Annotated in this window: 16 protein-coding genes and 1 pseudogene; 11 read left to right on the top strand and 6 right to left on the bottom strand. The window is 67.2% G+C overall.

Going from position 1 to position 17,562, the window contains the following annotated elements; all coding sequences use genetic code 11:
• The 5 genes from RM96_RS10435 to RM96_RS10415 form a co-directional block, all read left to right on the top strand.
• Window positions 1-228, top strand: a 228-nt coding sequence (locus RM96_RS10435; protein WP_039010311.1) for a PilZ domain-containing protein, incomplete at its 5' end; no start/stop codon positions are given.
• Between the two features lie 36 nt (window positions 229-264).
• Window positions 265-774, top strand: coding sequence for a GNAT family N-acetyltransferase (locus RM96_RS10430; RefSeq protein ID WP_052279441.1), 510 nt, complete (start codon window positions 265-267; stop codon window positions 772-774).
• 42 nt (window positions 775-816) lie between these two features.
• Entirely contained in the window at window positions 817-1,611 is a 795-nt protein-coding gene (locus RM96_RS10425; RefSeq protein ID WP_039010310.1) for a TatD family hydrolase, read from the top strand.
• Window positions 1,604-2,359, top strand: a complete 756-nt coding sequence (locus tag RM96_RS10420) for an ankyrin repeat domain-containing protein (protein ID WP_039010309.1) — start codon at window positions 1,604-1,606, stop codon at window positions 2,357-2,359. The genes RM96_RS10425 and RM96_RS10420 overlap by 8 nt, the downstream gene beginning before the upstream one ends.
• A gap of 4 nt (window positions 2,360-2,363) precedes the next feature.
• Complete coding sequence (locus RM96_RS10415; RefSeq protein ID WP_039010308.1) at window positions 2,364-2,753, top strand: YkvA family protein; 390 nt, start codon at window positions 2,364-2,366, stop codon at window positions 2,751-2,753.
• Between the two features lie 2 nt (window positions 2,754-2,755).
• On the opposite strand, the gene egtB is transcribed toward RM96_RS10415, so the two are convergent.
• Window positions 2,756-4,045, bottom strand: coding sequence for an ergothioneine biosynthesis protein EgtB (gene egtB / locus RM96_RS10410; protein ID WP_039010307.1), 1,290 nt, complete (start codon window positions 4,043-4,045; stop codon window positions 2,756-2,758).
• A gap of 146 nt (window positions 4,046-4,191) precedes the next feature.
• Entirely contained in the window at window positions 4,192-4,812 is a 621-nt protein-coding gene (locus RM96_RS10405; RefSeq protein ID WP_039010306.1) for an FMN-dependent NADH-azoreductase, read from the bottom strand.
• A gap of 119 nt (window positions 4,813-4,931) precedes the next feature.
• Between RM96_RS10405 and RM96_RS10400 the strand changes: the two genes are divergently transcribed.
• From RM96_RS10400 to RM96_RS10390, 3 genes are all read left to right on the top strand, one after another.
• Entirely contained in the window at window positions 4,932-5,882 is a 951-nt protein-coding gene (locus tag RM96_RS10400) for a LysR family transcriptional regulator (RefSeq protein ID WP_039010305.1), read from the top strand.
• Window positions 5,883-6,068: 186 nt separating this feature from the next.
• On the top strand, window positions 6,069-6,488 hold the full coding sequence (locus RM96_RS10395; RefSeq protein WP_039010314.1) for a DoxX family protein: 420 nt from the start codon (window positions 6,069-6,071) through the stop codon (window positions 6,486-6,488).
• A gap of 129 nt (window positions 6,489-6,617) precedes the next feature.
• Window positions 6,618-7,151 carry a DUF4136 domain-containing protein gene (locus RM96_RS10390; RefSeq protein WP_052279440.1) on the top strand — a complete coding sequence of 178 codons (534 nt, stop codon included), beginning with the start codon at window positions 6,618-6,620 and terminating at the stop codon, window positions 7,149-7,151.
• Between the two features lie 32 nt (window positions 7,152-7,183).
• On the opposite strand, the gene RM96_RS10385 is transcribed toward RM96_RS10390, so the two are convergent.
• Window positions 7,184-8,410, bottom strand: coding sequence for an EAL domain-containing response regulator (locus RM96_RS10385; RefSeq protein WP_039010303.1), 1,227 nt, complete (start codon window positions 8,408-8,410; stop codon window positions 7,184-7,186).
• Window positions 8,411-8,582: 172 nt separating this feature from the next.
• On the opposite strand from RM96_RS10385, the gene RM96_RS10380 reads away from it, so the two are divergent.
• Window positions 8,583-11,876 (top strand): FtsK/SpoIIIE family DNA translocase, encoded by a 3,294-nt coding sequence (locus tag RM96_RS10380; protein WP_039010313.1) that lies wholly within the window; start codon window positions 8,583-8,585, stop codon window positions 11,874-11,876.
• A 23-nt stretch (window positions 11,877-11,899) separates the two neighbouring features.
• Window positions 11,900-12,229: a cupin domain-containing protein gene (locus tag RM96_RS10375; RefSeq protein WP_039010302.1), complete on the top strand. Its 330-nt coding sequence runs from the start codon at window positions 11,900-11,902 to the stop codon at window positions 12,227-12,229.
• Window positions 12,230-12,364: 135 nt separating this feature from the next.
• On the opposite strand, the pseudogene RM96_RS40840 reads toward RM96_RS10375, so the two are convergent.
• The 3 genes and pseudogenes from RM96_RS40840 to RM96_RS10355 form a co-directional block, all read right to left on the bottom strand.
• A pseudogene (locus RM96_RS40840) lies at window positions 12,365-13,485 on the bottom strand (CMD domain protein).
• Between the two features lie 13 nt (window positions 13,486-13,498).
• The gene (locus RM96_RS10360; RefSeq protein WP_039010299.1) at window positions 13,499-14,962 is read right to left on the bottom strand and encodes a SidA/IucD/PvdA family monooxygenase; all 1,464 of its coding nucleotides are present in this window, start codon (window positions 14,960-14,962) and stop codon (window positions 13,499-13,501) included.
• Entirely contained in the window at window positions 14,955-15,959 is a 1,005-nt protein-coding gene (locus tag RM96_RS10355; RefSeq protein ID WP_039010298.1) for a LysR family transcriptional regulator, read from the bottom strand. The genes RM96_RS10360 and RM96_RS10355 overlap by 8 nt, the downstream gene beginning before the upstream one ends.
• A 199-nt stretch (window positions 15,960-16,158) precedes the next feature.
• Here RM96_RS10355 and RM96_RS10350 point away from each other — a divergent pair.
• Window positions 16,159-17,562: glycine betaine ABC transporter substrate-binding protein (locus RM96_RS10350; protein ID WP_039010312.1), on the top strand; the 1,404-nt coding region annotated here is incomplete at its 3' end.

Genomic DNA, 17,562 nt, shown 5'->3' with positions numbered 1-17,562 from the left:
TTTCGGCTGGGCGAGCAGGTGTTCCTGGTGCTCTCCCTGCTGGATCGCCCGCAGAAATACCAGATCGCAGGCCATGTCGCCTGGATCACGCCGGCGGGTACGCCGATGAAGACGCCCGGGGTGGGCGTGCATCTCCCGGATGACGACAACGGGCGCAACCTGCGCCGCGCGGTGGAGGAAATCCTGGGCAAGATGCTGGAGTCGTCCCGCCCCACCCAGACTTTGTGAGATACGCGAGGCTTTCCTCGCAAGTTACTGTAAATAATGAGTATTCCTGGCTTTAAACTGAGGATCGCCGAAGCTGGCGACCTTCCGGGCATCGTTGCCATCTACAACAGCACGGTGCCGTCGCGCATGGTGACCGCGGATACCGAACCGGTCACCGTGGCCTCGCGCCAGGCCTGGTTCGATGCCCACCAGCCGGCGCGCCGGCCGCTGTGGGTGTGCGAGGACAGCGAAGGCCGCATGGCCGGCTGGATGAGCTTCTCGGATTTCTATGGCCGGCCCGCCTATGGCGCCACGGCCGAGGTCTCGATCTACCTGGATGCACAGCGCCGCGGCCAGGGGCTTGGCCGCTACCTGCTGGAGCAGGCCATTGCCCACGCGCCCGCGGTCGGCGTGAATACGCTGCTGGGCTTTATCTTCGGCCACAATGCGCCCAGCCTTGCCCTGTTTGCCGCCCTCGGTTTCGAGCGCTGGGGCGACCTGCCGCGCGTGGCAGTGCTGGACGGGGTCGAGCGCGACCTCATCATCGTCGGCCGCCGCATCCGCTGAACGGCGCGGGCGCAGGCCCCGCCCATCGCCTCAGAGATTCCCATGTTTGTTGATTCGCACTGCCATATCGATTTCCCGGAACTGGCCGCCCGCCTGCCCGAACTGCTTGAGAACATGCGGGCCAACCAGGTCACGCACGCGCTTTGCATTTCGGTCACGCTGGAGGACTTTCCCCGCGTGCTTGCGCTGGCCGAGCAGCATCCGAACCTGTACGCCTCGGTGGGCGTCCACCCTGACTACGAGGAAGGCGAGGAGCCCACGCTCGAACGGCTGCTGGCGCTTTCCGCCCATCCGCGCGTGGTGGGCACCGGCGAAACCGGGCTTGACTACTACCGCCTGAACGGCCGCAGCATCGCCGACATGGAATGGCAGCGCGAACGCTTCCGCACCCATATCCGCGCGGCGAAGCAGACTGGCAAGCCGCTGATCATCCATACCCGCTCGTCCGCCGATGACACCCTGCGCCTGATGCGCGAGGAGAACGCCCGCGAAGCCGGTGGCGTCATGCACTGCTTTACCGAGACCTGGGACGTCGCCCGCCAGGCGCTGGACGAAGGCTTCCATATCTCGTTCTCGGGCATCGTCACCTTCAAGAGCGCGGCCGACCTGCAGGAAACCGCGCGCAAGGTGCCGCTGGACCGCATGCTGATCGAGACCGATTCGCCCTATCTGGCGCCGGTGCCGTATCGCGGCAAGACCAACGAGCCGGCCTGGGTGCGCCATGTCGGGGAGTTCATCGCGAAGCTTCGTGGCATCCCCGTGGAGCAGGTGGCGGAACAGACGACTGAGAATTTTTTCAGGCTTTTCAAGCACATCAACAAGGAAGCTCATGTTTGACATGAAGTCCGTGAAGTTCATGAAGCGCCTGTCGGGCGCCATGCTGCTGGGCTGCGCCGCCCTGGCGTGGGCCGCGCCGGCCGACGATATGCGCAAGGCGGTGGAATTCGACGATGCCAATACCGTGCAGAAGCTGCTCGGGCGCGGTGTCGATCCCAATCTGGTCGACAGCCGCGGCAACCCGGTGCTGGTGGTGGCGCTTCGCGAAAAATCGCTGAAAGCGGCGACCGCGCTGATCAAGGCCAAGAACATCGATTTCGACAAGGCCAACCCGGCCGGCGAGACTCCGCTGATGATGGCGGCCCTGCAGGGCGAGCTGGACATGGTCAAGCTGATGGTCGACGACATGGAAGTCGAGATCAACAAGACCGGCTGGACGCCGCTGCACTACGCGGCGACGAACGGGCACAACAACGTGGTCAAGTACCTGGTCGACAACGCTGCCTATATCGACGCCGAAAGCCCCAACGGCACGACGCCGCTGATGATGGCCGCGCGTGGCGGCCATATCGATACCGTCAAGCTGCTGCTCGACGAGGGCGCCGACATGCGCCTGAAGAACCAGCAAGGCATGACCGTGATCGACTTTGCCGAGCGCTACAACCAGGCGGAGATCGCCAAGGGCCTCAGGGCGCGCTGGCAGAAGCTCTATCCGCAAACGCCGATCGTCGCGGCGCCGCCGCTGAAGGCACCGACCGCGGAGCCTGGCGGCCAGCCGGTTCGCCCGGGGCAGCCCACGGGCCGGTAGCCTGATGGCCTTGAGCCAGCGCCTGCGCCAATGGGCGCGCAGTCTCAAGGCGAGCCTGCTGATGCTGTGGTTCTGCAGCCGCCACGCGGGCACACCGTGGGCAGCGCGGCTGCTGGCGGGCCTGGTGGTGGCCTATGCCTTCAGCCCCATCGACCTGATTCCCGATTTCATTCCCGTGCTGGGCTATGCCGACGATGTCCTGCTGGTGCCGCTCGGCATCTGGCTGGCGTTGCGCATGATTCCAGCCGCCATCAAGGACGACTGCCGGGCGCAGGCCGCCGCCTGGCAAGCCGCGCGGGCCGGGCGGCCGCGCAACTGGTGGGCGGCCGCGACGATCGTGCTGGTATGGCTGGCGATGGCGTGGCTGGGCTGGCGCTGGCTGCAGAACCGGTAAGATCAGGCGTCGTCAGCCAGCCGCACGCCGGTGAACTGCCAGCGCTGGTGCGGATAGAAGAAGTTGCGGTAGCTGGCGCGGATATGCGATTCGGGCGTGACGCACGACCCGCCGCGCAGCACCATCTGGCTGCTCATGAACTTGCCGTTGTATTCGCCCACCGCGCCGGCGCTCGGGCGGAAGCCCGGATAGGGCAGGAAGGCGCTGCCGGTCCACTCCCATACATCGCCGAACATCTGGCGCAGCGCGCCCGAGGTGTTCTGCCGGTCCGGCAATGGCCGCAGCACGCGGCCTTCGACGAAATTCCCGGTGGCCGGCAGGTTGCGCGCGGCGTGTTCCCATTCAGCCTCGGTCGGCAGCCGGCGCTCGGCCCAGCGGGCAAAGGCGTCGGCTTCGTAGAAGCTCACGTGCGTGACCGGGCTGTCGGGGTCGATCGGATGCATGCCGCGCAGCGTCATCTGCCACCAGGTCCCTTCGCGCGCCTCCCAGTAGAGCGGGGCCTGGATGCCTTCTTCGCACACCCAGCGCCAGCCGTCGGACAGCCACAGGCCGGCGGTCTGGTAGCCGCCATCTTCGATGAACTCGCACCATTGCCGGTTGCTGACCGGATGCGAGCAGAGCGTGTAGGGCTGCAGGAAGACGTTGTGGCGCGGGCCCTCGCAGTCGAACGCGAAGGTATCGCCGCCATGCCCGATAGCCACGACGCCGCCGGCAAAATGAATCCATTCAGGAGCGGGGCGCGGATCGGCAATGACCGGTGCCAGCAGGTCCGGCGCAAAGGCCGGCCGCAGCGGGTTCTGAGCGAACAGGTGGAGGATGTCGGTCAGCAGCAATTCCTGGTGTTGCTGCTCGTGGTTCAGGCCGAGCGTGATCAGGGCGGCTTCGGCATCGGTCTGGGCGGCACCCAGCAAGGACAGCATCGATTCGTCGACGGCCTCGCGATAGGCGAGGATCTCGTCCAGGGACGGCCGGCTCAGCAGGCCGCGGTACGGTCGCGGATGGCGTGGGCCGACGGACTCGTAATAGGAGTTGAAGAGAAACCGATAATCGGGATCGACCGGCTCGTAGTCCGGCACGCGCGCGGCCAGCACGAACTCCTCGAAAAACCACGTGGTGTGCGCCAGATGCCACTTCGCCGGGCTGGCATCGTCCATCGACTGCACCGTGGCATCGGCATCGGACAGGTCGGCCACCATCGCTTCGGTGGCGCTGCGCACATGGCGGTACTGCGACAACAATGCGGGTTCGTGCGGCGGGTGGACAGCGGCGGCGGGCAACAGGGCTGAAGTCATGCAGGCTCCCGGGATCGGTCGATGACTGGCAGGGGCGCCAATGGCGCACGGGGCGCCGTAGCGCCCCGATCCATCATAGACCCGATCCGCCGCAGGGGCGAGCCGGCAGCGGCCTATGCCCGCGAGGGGCATCGGCCGGAACTGCTTCAGGCTGCCAGGCGGCTGCCGTCGTTCAGCGCCGCGATCTCGGTGCGGGCGCTGGCCAGGCCGGCTTCGCGGAACTCCGAACCCATCGCCAGGCCGTGGGCGCGCACGTAGGTGATGTCGGTGATGCCCAGGAAGCGGAACACCACGTCAACGGTCTTCTCGTGCAGATCCAGCTCGGCTGCATCCTGTCGCACGCCGCCGCGCGACGAGACCACGATCACGCGCTTGCCGCCGGCCAGGCCGACCGGACCGTTCTCGGTGTACTTGAAGGTGCGGCCGGCTTGCGAGATGCGGTCGATCCAGGCCTTGAGCTGGCTCGGGATGCCGAAGTTGTATTGCGGCACGCCAACCACCAGCACGTCGGCGGCGAGGAACTCGGCCAGCCAGGTCTCGGTGCGTTGCAGTTCTGCTTCCTGCACGGCGTTCAGGCCTTCCTTGGGGCCGCCCAGCACGGGCAGCAGGTTGCCGGACAGGTGGGCCGGGGCATCGGTGTCCAGGTCGCGCACAGTCACCTTGGCGCCGGGGTTGGCGGCAACCAGGTCAGCCACCACGCTGGCGGTCAGGCTACGCGAAACGGAATTGTCACCAAGAACGCTCGAATCAATCTGCAGGATGTTCATGTCTATCTCCACGAGGGCGGGTTGTGATGAGTGAAAGATAGCGGCTGGCCATTGGTATCGGTAGTGAGGCAAAATGCAAATAATTGTTCTATCAGTGCAACGCGATACCGGAGCGCCCCATGCAAGACCTGAACGATCTTTCGCTGTTTGCCCAGGTGGTCGAGCACGGCAGTTTTTCTGCTGCCAGCCGGGCGACGGGGGTGCCGAAGTCGCGCCTGAGCCGGCGCATTGCCCAGCTGGAGCGGGACCTGGGCGTGCAACTGTTGCGCCGGACCACCCGCCAGGTTCGCGTCACGCCGCTCGGTGATTCGTACTACGAGCGCTGCCGGGCCATGCTGAACGAGGCCGAAGCCGCGCGCGAAGTGATCGAGCAGGCGCGCGATCAGCCCGGTGGCACCCTGCGCGTGAGCTGCCCGGTAGCCATCGCCCAGATCCTGCTGGCGCCGGCGATCGGGCATTTCATGCGCGCCAACCCCGCGGTGCGGATCGACCTGGAAACCACCAACCGGCGCGTGGATGTGATCGGCGAGGGCTTCGACCTCTCGCTGCGCGTGCGCGAGGTGATGGAAGATTCGAGCCTGGCCGTGCGCAACTTTGGCGAAAGCCAGTTGATGCTGGTGGCGAGCCCCGCCTTGCTGGACAGCATCGGCCGGCCGCGCACGCCGCAGGCGCTGGACGGCATGCCGGGGGTCGGGCAGAAGCCGCACGATGGCAAGCACGCCTGGATCCTGCGCTGCAAGACTGGCGAGACGATCCATATCAACTACGACCCGCGCCTGGTGACGGACGAATTCGCCTTGCTGCGCGAAGCCGCCATCGCCGGCATCGGCGTGGCCATGCTGCCTCGCATGTACTGCCGCGACGCTATCGACAGCGGCGAACTCGAACTGCTGTTGCCGCAGTGGGAAATGCCGGTTGGCATGCTGCACGCCGTCTTCCCGTCGCGCAAGGGCGTGACGCCGGCGGCGCGCCGCTTCCTGGATTTCCTGAGCGAGATCCTGCCCGAGAACGCCCGCAAGGTCGGCATGCACGAGCCGAAGCAGCCCGCCATGCACCGGCCGGTGGTGTGAGGCAATCGGGACGTCTGCGGGTTGTTGCATGCAGTATCCGCTCCCACATTTGAGCCTTTACCTTCACGCCGCAGCGCACTAAGGTACATGGGCGGGTTCCCTGCGTGAGGACAAAGGCGCTTCAGGCGCGCCTGTCGCGGCCTCCGCGGTGCTCCGCCTCTTCTTAACTTGGCATGGAGGATGGCCATGGGTGGCTCTCAGGGTTCCCAGGACTTGGGCAAGGCAATATTGCGCGTCGTGCTTGGCGTGCTGATCCTGCTGCACGGGATCTACAAGCTGACGCACAGCGCGGCCTTCGGTTTCGTCGCGCAATCGGTCACGCAGGCCGGATTGCCGGAGTGGCTGGCCTACCTGGTCTACATTGGAGAAGTCGTGGCGCCTGTCCTGCTGATCATCGGTCTCTGGTCGCGGCTGGCGGGGCTCATCGTGGCTATCAATATGCTATTCGCATACGCTCTGGTGCATTCCAAGCAATTTGGCATGCTGGCCGAGACCGGCGGATGGGCGCTCGAACTGCAGGGGATGTATCTGGCGGCAGCACTCGCGGTGGCACTGCTCGGCGCGGGCCGCCTGAGCGTGGGCGGTGTCGGCGGCAAGTGGAACTAGCCCTGGGTCTTCTGCATGACTCCGTAGCGTCCCGGCAGGGGCCCCGAAGCACACCCGAAGGGCCGCTCCGGACGCGCTGCCGTGGTTCGCTGGAGAAGTATCGTGAAAACCCTAAGCCTGTTGCCCGCCATGGCCGTGGTCGCCCTGGCGGCGTGCGCGACCGGCCCGGATATCAGGACCGACTACAACCGTAGCACCGACTTTGGCGCCTATCGCAGTTTCGGCTTTGTGCAGAATCCGGGCACCGATCGGCAGGGCTACGAAAGCCTGACCACGCAATACCTGAAGACCGCCGTGCAACGGGAAATGTCCGCGCGCGGCTACCGCTATTCACCGCAATCGCCGGACCTGCTGGTCAACTTCAACGCACGCCTGCAGGAGAAGGTCCAGGTTTCACCGACACCCGCACCGATGATGGGGTACTACGGCTATCGCGGGGGCCTCTATGCGCCGTGGCCGGGCTATGGCTTCTACAACGACGTCTACACCTATACCGAGGGCACCCTCAATATCGACCTGGTCGACCGCAAGGCGATGAAACTGGTCTGGGAGGGTGTCGCGGTCGGCAGCGTGGATGAGCGGGACCAGGCCAATGTGCAGCAGCACCTGGACAAGGTGGTGGCGCAGATTTTCGCCAGGTATCCTTTCCGGGCCAGCCAGTAAGTTGCCCCTGGCGGCGGCCACGCCGCGCCGCCTCAGGCGTCCGGCTGCGCGTTGCGGGAGATGGCATCCGCCACGAAGGCATCCACCGGCTTGGGCGCCGACCACAGGTAGCCTTGTCCGGTCCCGCAGTGCAGTGTCTGCAGCGCAGCGCGCTGGATCTCGGTTTCCACGCCCTCGGCCACGCATTCCAGCCCAAGATCGTTCGCCATGTTGATCATATTGCGGCAGATGGCCGCGCGCTGGTCGTTGTCCGCCACGTTGCCCACGAACGAGCGATCCAGCTTGATCTGCGTGAAGGGCAGGTCGGCCAGCAGCTTGAGCGTGGCGATGCCCAGGCCGAAGTCGTCGATGGCCACGCCATAGCCCAGCAGCCGCAGCCGGTTCAGCGTGACCGATAGCGCCAGCGTGTCGCTGATGGGAAAGCCTTCGGTCAGTTCGATCGTCAGCAGGCTGCGCGGCACGCCGCTGTTGCCGACCCGTTCATCGAGCCGCTCGAGCAGGCCCGGCTGGCAAAGGGTTTGCGGCGACGCGTTGATGCCCAGCGGAATCTCGATGCCAGCCGCCAGCAGTTGCTGCTGTGCGGCCAGGCACGCTTCCAGTACGTGGAAGAAGATCGGTGCTGCCGCGTCCAGCTGCTCCAGGCGCGGAATGAAATCATCGGGCCGGATCAGACCCAGCGTGGGGTGGCGCCACCGGATCAGCGCCTCGGCGCCGTTCATGCGGTTGGTGGCAATGTCGAACTGGGGCTGGAGCACCACCATGAAGGCTTCGCAGGTTTGCACGGCGGCCAGCAATTCAGCGTCATCGGGCGGTTCGGCCCGGGGCGCGTGGGCGCCGGTGCGCTGGTTCAGCGCCAGCGTGTCTGCCAGGATTTCCTCGATGGCGTCGCCAGCCAGGGGCTTGTGCAGGGCATGTACGTGCGAAAACCCGGCCGCAAAGGCCAGGCTGCGGTGCGAATCCAGGATATCGTCAGCCAGCGCCGTCACCCAGACCCAGACCGGCACAGGGCCTGGCAGTGCGTGCAAGCCGCGCTGGCGCAGTTCGGCGATCAGTTCGGGGCCGTTGCCGCCGGGCATTTCGATATCGCAGATCACCACATCGAAAGGATGCTCGGCCAGCAGCGCCGCCGCTTCGCATCCGTTCGCGGCGCTGTGCAGATCCCGCACGCCAAGCCGGCGCAACAAGCCCTCGGCGGCGACGCGCTGGAACGGGTGGTCTTCGACCACAAGGATTCGGAGGGCAGCGTAACGGCTTGGCATTGGTGCGGGATCGGGCAACTGTCTGGATGGTACCGCAGCCGGAAAGCGGTGCTCTGGCGCGCGGGACGCCCGGACAGGCTTCGCTTACGAATATTTGCGCTTCTTCCGGACATGGCCGGTAACCATACCCGCTACAATCGCTGCCCGTAGTTTTGAATATGGCATGTCGATGATGGGTTTTGGCTGGTTCGGATTCTCGACTTTCTGGTTGGTGCCGCTTGTCTGGCGCCTGATCGGGCGCTGGCTCGCCGGCGAGCGCCGGCTGATCTGGCCGGGCTCTCTCCGCCTGTGGCTGGGCACGCTGGTTGTGCTGTGCGCCAGCGCGTCGCTGGAAGCGCTCACCGGCGGCGGCGATGCCGCATCCACCGCCGGCGGCTCGGCGGGCCGCGCGCTCGCCGGCCTGGTGGGCAATATGTTTGGCTGGACAGGCGCCTTGCTGGTCATGCTCGGCGTGCTCGCACTGGCCGCGCCGATGGTGTTCGGCGAAACCTGGCGCAGCCTGTTCCTGCTGCGCAAGCCCCGCAGCGCCAGCGCGCCCGAGGCACAATCCTCCGACTTCGTCCCGACCCAGCCGATGCGTGAGACTGAGCGCTGGGAATCCGCATCCGTCGGCAGCACCCAGGCCCAGGGCTGGGCCGCGCCGACCGTGCGCCACAAGAGCATCGAGGCGGTTTCGGCCCGCCGCCAGCCCGCCTGGCAACCGCCGCCGCGCACGCGCGAATCCCCGCCGCAGCCGGGAGAAATCTGGCTGCATCACGCCGATGCGCCGGGTGCTGTCCGCCCACCGGCCCGTCCCGCTCCTGCGCCGGCCGCGCCCCCGAAGGCTGCCGCCCCCGCTTCGGGCCGCCAGCCGCAGAATCCGTCCTCGGTACGCAAGCCTGCCAACGCCGGCGTTGCGGCTGCTGCTGCCGCCACGACGGCTGCTTCGGCAACGTCACGGCCCGCCGCCCGGCCGCGCACCACAGTCGTCAGCAGCCCGTCCCGCCAACCGCAGCCGGTGGTGCGCTCGTCCATTACGACCTTGCCTGAGGCAGTGACCGCGCCGTCTGCGGCGGTTGCCGCAGTGGCAGCGCGCGCGAATGCAGCCGAGACGGCTGTTGCCATGCCGGAGGCTGTCGCTGCGGAGCCGCAAGCCGAGGCTGTGACTGCCCAGGGCATCCCGGAAGCGAGCGCGGACGCCATGCCGGCGATACAGGCCGCGATACAGGCCGCATGTGATCCGCAAGCGCCGGTTGGAGCCGCGATGGAAGTGCCATCAATTGCCGTGTCAGAGCCGGCGGTGGAACAGCCTATGCCTGAGAGCGCATCGGAAGCCGAGGCAATCAGCGAAATCGACGCGGAAAGCGAAACCCTCGATGCGATCCGCCAGGAGGCGCTCGACCTGCTCGCCGAGCTGCAGGCGCTGTCGCATAAGTCCGCGGCACCCGCTGCGCATGCAGCTGAAGCCGTCGAATTGGGCGCTGGCGCGAGCCTCGCACCCGTGCTTGCTCCGGACGAGAATCCGGCAGGGGAGGGTGTAGGGGATCCCGTACCACAAGCTGACTTCGAGATTGAAGCCGCAGCGATCGCTGCTCAAGAGGCAGCGGATGCAGTTGCCGAGGCGCCGGAGATTGCGCCACTGGCTGAAACCGAAGTCCCTGTCGCACCCGCCCTGATCGAAGAGCCTGCCGCGCTGGCAGACCTGCCTTCGACCGAACCCGACACCGCAACCGAAACCGAACTGGCTCCGGAAAGCATTTCGGGCGCCTTCACGGAGTCCACGCCGGAAAGCGACACAAGCGCCGCGGAAATCGCTGAACCCGCAGTCCTGGAAGATGCCAACTCGCTGGTCCGCCCGGTGGAACAGCCAATACCGCCGGCCAAGCCGCGCATCGTCCTGCCCGCCGTCATCGGGAGATTGGTGCCGCTCAACCCGCGCCCCGAGCCGTCGGCCCCCGCTGCCCCGGCGGTAGCCCCGGTGCCTCCCGCGCCGCCGCGCATCGTGGATTACCGCCTGCCGCCGGTAGGCCTGCTCGAAGGCGCGGTGGACAGCGCGGAACAGGTTTCGGAGGAGCATCTGCAGGCCACTGGCGAGCTGATCGCCCAGCGTCTGGCTGAGTTCAAAGTGCCGGTCTCGGTCGTCGGCGCCAGCGCGGGCCCGGTGATCACCCGCTTCGAGGTCGACCCGGCCCTGGGCGTGCGTGGCGCGCAGGTGGTCGGCCTGATGAAGGACCTGGCGCGCGCGCTCGGCGTGACCTCGATCCGCGTGGTGGAAACCATCCCCGGCAAGACCTGCATGGGGCTGGAGCTGCCCAACGCGCGCAGGCAGATGATCCGGCTGTCGGAGATCGTTGCCGGTTCGTCGTTCCAGTCGCACAGCTCGCGGCTGGTGCTGGCAATGGGCAAGGACATCACCGGCAACCCGGTGGTGACGGACCTCGCCCGTGCACCGCACCTGCTGGTGGCAGGCACCACGGGTTCGGGCAAATCCGTGGCCGTCAACGCCATGATCCTGTCGATGCTGTACAAGGCCACGCCCGAGGACGTGCGCCTGATCATGATCGATCCGAAGATGCTGGAACTGTCGGTGTATGAAGGCATTCCGCACTTGCTGGCGCCGGTCGTCACCGACATGAAGCAGGCCGCGCACGCGCTCAACTGGTGCGTGGGCGAAATGGAGAAGCGCTACCGCCTGATGTCCGCGCTCGGCGTGCGCAATCTGGCGGGCTACAACCAGAAGATCCGCGCCGCCGAGGCCGCCGAGAAGAAGGTTCCGAATCCGTTCTCGCTGACGCCCGACGCGCCCGAGCCGCTGACGACGCTGCCGATGATCGTGGTCGTGATCGACGAGCTGGCCGACCTGATGATGGTCGCCGGCAAGAAGATCGAAGAACTGATCGCCCGGCTGGCGCAGAAGGCGCGCGCGGCAGGCATCCACCTGATTCTTGCCACGCAGCGGCCGTCGGTCGACGTGATCACCGGCCTGATCAAGGCCAACATCCCCACGCGCGTAGCGTTCCAGGTCTCGTCCAAGATCGACTCGCGCACCATCCTCGACCAGATGGGCGCCGAAAGCCTGCTGGGGCAGGGCGACATGCTGTTCCTGCCGCCCGGCACCGGCTATCCGCAGCGCGTGCACGGCGCCTTCGTCGCGGACGAAGAGGTGCACCGCGTGGTGGAACACTGGAAGCAGTTCGGCGAACCGGACTACGAAGAAGCCATCCTCGCCGGCGACCCGGCCGAAGCTGGCGGCACCGACCTGCTCGGCGACGGCGCCGGCGATGGCGAGGCCGACCCGCTCTACGACGAAGCCGCCGCCTTCGTGCTCAACACCCGCCGCGCATCGATCTCGGCCGTGCAGCGCCAGCTGCGCATCGGCTACAACCGGGCCGCGCGGCTGATCGAGCAGATGGAAGTCGCCGGACTGGTCTCGCAGATGGGCCGTAACGGTGCGCGCGACGTGCTGGCCCCCGGGCCGGGCGACTGAAGCGCAAGCAAACGGAGGCTGGCATGACGCTGATGAAAGGAAACCTGCTCGCGGACGTGCCGGCCGGCGCGGTGGAAGAAGTCTTTCAGCCGCTGCTGGAACGCCCGGGCCTGAAGATCGAACGCATCGTCTCCAACGGCCAGGCCAGCCCGGCAGGCTTCTGGTACGACAGCCCGCAGGAAGAGTGGGTGCTTCTGGTCAGTGGCAGCGCCGGCCTTGAGAAAGAGGGCGAGCCTGGCCCCCAGATCATGCGGCCGGGCGACTGGCTGCATCTTCCCGCGCACTGCCGGCATCGCGTGGCGTGGACGGATGCGTTGCAGCCTACGGTCTGGCTGGCGGTCCATTGCGGTTGATACTGACCCGCTAGTTTTCTCCCCTCTCCCGCTTGCGGGAGAGGGGCCGGGGGAGAGGGCAGAGGCACCTCGATGCGTGGTACCTGGCCAGACCACCCCGCTCCCCACCCACTGAGGAGAGAGCGAGCAAAACCGTCAGTCAGCCGCCTCCGCCGGAAACACCGGCTCCCCCAGATTCAGCATCAACCGGTTTGCCCACGCGAAAATCGCGACTGAGTGAATCAGGTCGAGGATCTCGGCGTCACTGACGCCGACCTCACGCAGCTTTGCCAGGCTTCCCGCCGAAATCTCCGAGGGCTTTTCCGTCAGTTCGACCGAGAATTTCGCGATCGCTTTTTCGCGCTCGCTTGTGCCCGCCGAGCGCGGATCCTCGAACACTTCCCTGATCACGTCATTACGCTTGGCCAGCTGCTCGAAGCGCTGGGCATGCACCGATGCGCAGTAGACGCAGCCATTGATGCGCGACACCACCGTGGTGGCCAGTTCGCGTTCGGCGCGTGGCATGCCGCCGGGCGCGTACATGATGGCGTTGAACGCGGTGGAGCGCTGGCGCAGGATTTCCGGCTGGTGCACCAGGAAGCGGTAATAGTCCTGCACCCTGGCCTGGGGATGGCTTTCCTCCAGCACGGCGATCTGCTCGGGCGTGGCCTGGTCCAGGTCGACGATATCGAGCCAGGCTTTCCAGTCCAGCACTTCGTTGGTGAAACCGTGGGATTTGATGATCTCGCTCATGCCTGGGCTCCTGCGGTGGCGTCATTCAAGGCTTTCAGCGCATCCAGGCCGGCCACCAGCCGGACCTGGTACGACAGGAAGGCAACCAGCTGTGCCAGCGTCACCACCGCGGGTGTGCCGAGTCCGGCGGCAGGCAGGGCGAGCAGCGCGGACTTGTCGCCTTCGACGGGCTTTTCGATCAGCGTGCGGGTGAAGGCCAGCATGGCGCGCAGGCGCTGATCGGCGATGCGGGCAATGTCTTCGGGCTGGCCTTCGGCAGCGACGCGCACGATGCCTGCTTCGGCACCATCCTGTTCCAGGCGGGCACGATAGTGCGCGGCCAGCGCCGGCGACGGCGTGAGCCGCGCGGCATAGAGCGCGACCAGCAGGCGTTCGGTCAGGGAGAGGCCGGGCAGGGCCGGATCGAACAGGGCGTCGTAGCTGCCTTGCGTGGCGGCGACCACCTTGTTGCGCTGGTGGCGCAGGGTGTGCGCGGCATCGCCGGGGGTAAGGCCGGTGAGCTTGTCGATGAGGTCTTGGGTCATGATGTCCCCTGGTTCAGGGTCTGTTTGCGGGCGGTGGCGCAGGCAGCCATTCGTCGCCGAAGACTTCCGGCTCGGCATAGGCCTGCAGCGCGGCGTAGTGCAGCTCGATGTCTTCCTGATACAGCAGCGCCGCGATGCCCTGGCCGAGCCGCCTGGCGCCGTCGCTGATGGCGGGAATGTCTCCCGACACCGTGCCGTGCGAGAGCGCCGCCGGATAGCAGAAGCAGTGGATGCGCGACAGGCCGGGGCATTCGCCCGGCGTCTTTTCCAGGAATTCGAAGGCGGGGCCGAGGTCGGGGGAGTCCGACAGTTCGCGGTCTTCCTGTCCGGGCCGGGGCTGGTAGCGGTCGCGCCAGAAGCGAATGTGCGGGGCGAACGCGGCAAACTCCGGCCGGGTCTCCAGGGCAATGCGGAAGCCGGTCGAGAGGATCAGGAAATCCAGTTCGAACCCACCTTTCGGCGTGGCCACGCGCAGGACATCGCCATCGGCTTCGATGCTGTCCAGCGCGCAACCGAGGTTGAAATACGCATTGGCATGGCGAGATACCCGCAGCGTGCTGCCGCGCGGCGGTGGCACCTGCTGCGCGTTGATGTAATGCCGCAGCCGCCATTTCCATTCGTCGGGCAGGCCAGGATGACCAAACGTCAGCCCGGGATTGCCGGCGCCCTTGCTCTTGTTGACGCGTGGGATGTCGTCACGGCGGATCAGCAGCTCGACGCTGGCCGCACCCGCTTCGAGGGCGGTCGCGGCGCTGTCCATCGCCGACGCACCGGCGCCCACCACGCCCACGCGCTTGCCGCGCAGCGTGCCATAGTCCAGTTCGTCGGACGAATGTGCCCACAGCGCACGCGGCAGGCGCTCGACGATCGGCGGCACGTAGGCGCCGCCGAGGCCGTCGCGGCCGGTGGCCAGCACCACGCGGCGGGACAGCACGGTGCGTGGGCCTTCAGGCGTCTGCATGTCGAGTGCCACCAGGCCGTCGGCGCGCGGCACGATCCGTCCCACGCAATGTTCGTTGCGGATATCGAGATCGAGCGCGCCGCGATACCAGCGCAGGTAATCCATCCATTGCAGGCGGGGGATTTTGTCCAGCGCCTCCCAGGCCTCGTCGCCGAACTGCGCCTCGAACCAGGCGCGGAAGGTCAGCGCCGGCAGCCCCAGTGCGGGACCGGTCAGCTGCTTGGGCGAGCGCAGGGTTTCCATGCGCGCGGTGGTGGCCCACGGGCCTTCAAAGCCGGCCGGCGCGCGATCGAATCCGCGCGCCTGGATGCCCAGGTGCTTCAGCGTGGCGCAGGCCGCCAGGCCGGCCATGCCACCGCCGATCACGGCCACGTCCAGCACTTCCTGCTTGTCGTGGGTGCGCGGCATGGTCCAGCTTTTTGCCGGCAGCTCGAGCCAGGCGAGGTCCTGGCGCAGGCGCGTTTCCAGTGCGGCGAGTCCGGCGGAGGCGGTGTTGCTTCGGGCGGTTTCAGTCATGGCTCAGTGATTGAGGATCCGGCTTGGCGGCGGCGGTGTCCGTGTCGCCATACAACGATTGCAGCAGCGCGCCGTGCTCGGCAGGGTCGCGCTGGATGAGGTCGGGCAGCAGCGCGGCGGACGCTTGCGCCAGGGCATCGACCAGCCCCAGCACCGGCGCGCTGGCCGGGCGGGTCTGCGGGGTGATCACGCCGAAATAGAAAGGAATATCGGTATCGACCGGCCGTACGGCGATGTCGGCCAGCGGCACGCCGCGCGCGGTCACGGGCTCCAGCACCGCCACGCCCAGCCCTGCGCGCACGGCGGTCAGGGCGTTGAGGGAGGTATTGGTGTCGATCACGCCGGCGGGCCGGATGCCTGCATGGGCAAGGGCCTCGTCCACGCGGCGGCGCAGCCGGTAGGGGTTCTGCGTCGTGATCATGCGGCGCTCGCGGCAATCGGCCAGCGCGATGGTCGATTGCGCGGCCAGTGGATCATCGGCGCGCACGGCGGCCACGCAGGCGGCCTGGCCGATCCAATGCACGGTCACGCCACGATGCTCGAGCGGCAGGCTGTTCAGGCCGATCTCGGCGGCGCCGGTCAGCACGGCGTGTACCACCTGTTCGGGCGAGAGGCTGTGGATCTCGACCTGGTCCGGGGCGCACAGTCCGTCGCGAAACGCCAGCGCCAGCGCCGCGGGCAGCAGCCCGGCCGCCAGCGCCGCGGTCGCCGCAATCCGCAGCGGACGGCCTTCGCCGCGGGCGAGGGCGGCGGCGCGGTTGCGGATCTGCTGGAGACCGGCCAGCGTCTGCTCGACCTCGTCATAGAGCAGGAAGCCCTGCTCGGTCGGGCTGACGCGCGGGCCGCTGCGGGCAAACAGCGCAAAGCCGAGTTCGCCCTCAAGCTCCTGGATCAGCCGGGTGATGGCCGGCTGCGAGCGGCCCAGCAGGCGGCCGGCGGCAGTGATGCTGCCGGTGGTCACGACTGCCGCGAACGCTTCCAGTTGCCGGATTTCCATCGGATGGGACAATCAATGTATGCGATTTACGGATTCTGATCCTTTTATCATGCGAATGGCAAATACTATTTGATGATGAGGACATGCGCGCAACGTCTCGTATCATGTAGAGATGCCGGGAGCACACCGGCCAAACTCGACCGGGATGGATCGATTGCCTTCGCCACGTTGGGGCCATGCCTTTCTTGCAGGGAGCCGCCTGGCCGCACTCTTGCTGGCGCTGGCGCTGGCGCTGGGTAGCGTCGCGCGGGCACAGGCCGCCGAGCCCTTGCGGGTTGGCTCCAAGCGATTTACCGAGTCCTACATCCTGGGAGAACTGCTGACGCAGGCCGCCGGTGCGCCTGGCACAGCGCGGCACCAGCCCGGGCTGGGCAACACCGCCATCGTGTTCGAGGCGCTCAAGGCCGGCAGCATCGATCTCTATCCCGACTACACCGGCACGCTGGCGAGCGAAATCCTCAAGCTGCCGCCCGGCGCCGGGCTGGCGCAGATCAACCAGGCACTGGCACCGATGGGGCTGGCTGCGGGGATTCCGCTGGGCTTCGAGAACACCTATGCGCTGGCTGTCGCGGACGAACGCGCCGGCAGTCTTCGCCGCCTGAGTGACCTGGCGCGGCAGCCGCAGCTGAAGCCGGGCCTGTCGCACGAGTTCCTTGGCCGCGCCGATGGCTGGCCGGGGCTGGCGCAGCGCTACGGTCTGCCGCAACGGCCGGTCGGGCTGGATCACGGCGTGGCCTACGAAGCGCTGGCCGCCGGCCAGGTCGACGTGATCGACATCTATTCCACCGATGCCAAGATCCGCAAGTACCACCTGCGCGTGCTCGAGGACGACCTGCATTTCTTCCCGCGCTACGACGCCGTGGTGGTCTACCGGCTCGACGTGCCACAGCGATTCCCGGCCGCGTGGCAATCGCTGCAGCGGCTGGCGGGCCGGGTAAGCGCGCAGGACATGGTGGCGATGAATGCGGCGGCCGAGATTGACGGCCGGTCCTTCAGCGAGATCGCCCGGGGCTTCCTGGCGGGCGACAAGACGAATGGAACCGGCCGCCAGCGTGACACCCTCGCGAGCGTACTGCTGAGTCCGGAGACCATGCGCCTGACTCGCCGCCATGTCGGGCTGGTGGCCGCGGCGGTGGGCGCGGCAACGCTGGTGGGCGTGCCGCTGGGCATCGTGGCCGTGCGCCGCCGGCGGCTGGGGCACGGCGTGCTCGGTGTGGTCAGCATGCTGCAGACAGTGCCTTCGCTGGCGCTGCTGGCGATGCTGATTCCGCTGCTCGGGCGCATCGGGGTCTGGCCGGCGATGGTGGCGCTGTTCCTCTACGCGCTGCTACCGATCGTGCGCAATACCTGTACCGGCCTGCAGCAGGTGCCGCAAGGCATGCGGGACGCAGCGCGCGCATTGGGGTTCCGTAGCGCGCAGGTGCTGCGTTACGTCGAACTGCCGCTGGCATTGCCGATCGTGCTGGCGGGCGTTAAGACCGCCACGATCATCAGCGTGGGCACGGCCACGATCGCGGCGTTCGTTGGCGCAGGCGGCTATGGCGAGCGCATCGCGACCGGGCTGGCGCTGAATGACGCGGTGCTGCTGCTGGCGGGGGGGGTT

This window comes from Cupriavidus sp. IDO (assembly GCF_000812465.1).
GTDB lineage: Bacteria > Pseudomonadota > Gammaproteobacteria > Burkholderiales > Burkholderiaceae > Cupriavidus.
Note: the sequence above shows the minus strand (reverse complement) of the source record. Positions and strands in the feature narration are given on the sequence as shown.

Excerpts from the sequence above, each read along its gene's own strand:
- RM96_RS10430 (WP_052279441.1), top strand. The coding sequence starts at position 265 with ATGAGTATTCCTGGCTTTAAACTGAGGATCGCCGAAGCTGGCGACCTT.
- RM96_RS10425 (WP_039010310.1), top strand. The coding sequence starts at position 817 with ATGTTTGTTGATTCGCACTGCCATATCGATTTCCCGGAACTGGCCGCC.
- RM96_RS10420 (WP_039010309.1), top strand. The coding sequence starts at position 1,604 with ATGTTTGACATGAAGTCCGTGAAGTTCATGAAGCGCCTGTCGGGCGCC.
- RM96_RS10415 (WP_039010308.1), top strand. The coding sequence starts at position 2,364 with ATGGCCTTGAGCCAGCGCCTGCGCCAATGGGCGCGCAGTCTCAAGGCG.
- egtB (WP_039010307.1), bottom strand. The coding sequence starts at position 4,045 with ATGACTTCAGCCCTGTTGCCCGCCGCCGCTGTCCACCCGCCGCACGAA.
- RM96_RS10405 (WP_039010306.1), bottom strand. The coding sequence starts at position 4,812 with ATGAACATCCTGCAGATTGATTCGAGCGTTCTTGGTGACAATTCCGTT.
- RM96_RS10400 (WP_039010305.1), top strand. The coding sequence starts at position 4,932 with ATGCAAGACCTGAACGATCTTTCGCTGTTTGCCCAGGTGGTCGAGCAC.
- RM96_RS10395 (WP_039010314.1), top strand. The coding sequence starts at position 6,069 with ATGGGTGGCTCTCAGGGTTCCCAGGACTTGGGCAAGGCAATATTGCGC.
- RM96_RS10390 (WP_052279440.1), top strand. The coding sequence starts at position 6,618 with ATGGCCGTGGTCGCCCTGGCGGCGTGCGCGACCGGCCCGGATATCAGG.
- RM96_RS10385 (WP_039010303.1), bottom strand. The coding sequence starts at position 8,410 with ATGCCAAGCCGTTACGCTGCCCTCCGAATCCTTGTGGTCGAAGACCAC.
- RM96_RS10380 (WP_039010313.1), top strand. The coding sequence starts at position 8,583 with ATGGGTTTTGGCTGGTTCGGATTCTCGACTTTCTGGTTGGTGCCGCTT.
- RM96_RS10375 (WP_039010302.1), top strand. The coding sequence starts at position 11,900 with ATGACGCTGATGAAAGGAAACCTGCTCGCGGACGTGCCGGCCGGCGCG.
- RM96_RS10360 (WP_039010299.1), bottom strand. The coding sequence starts at position 14,962 with ATGACTGAAACCGCCCGAAGCAACACCGCCTCCGCCGGACTCGCCGCA.
- RM96_RS10355 (WP_039010298.1), bottom strand. The coding sequence starts at position 15,959 with ATGGAAATCCGGCAACTGGAAGCGTTCGCGGCAGTCGTGACCACCGGC.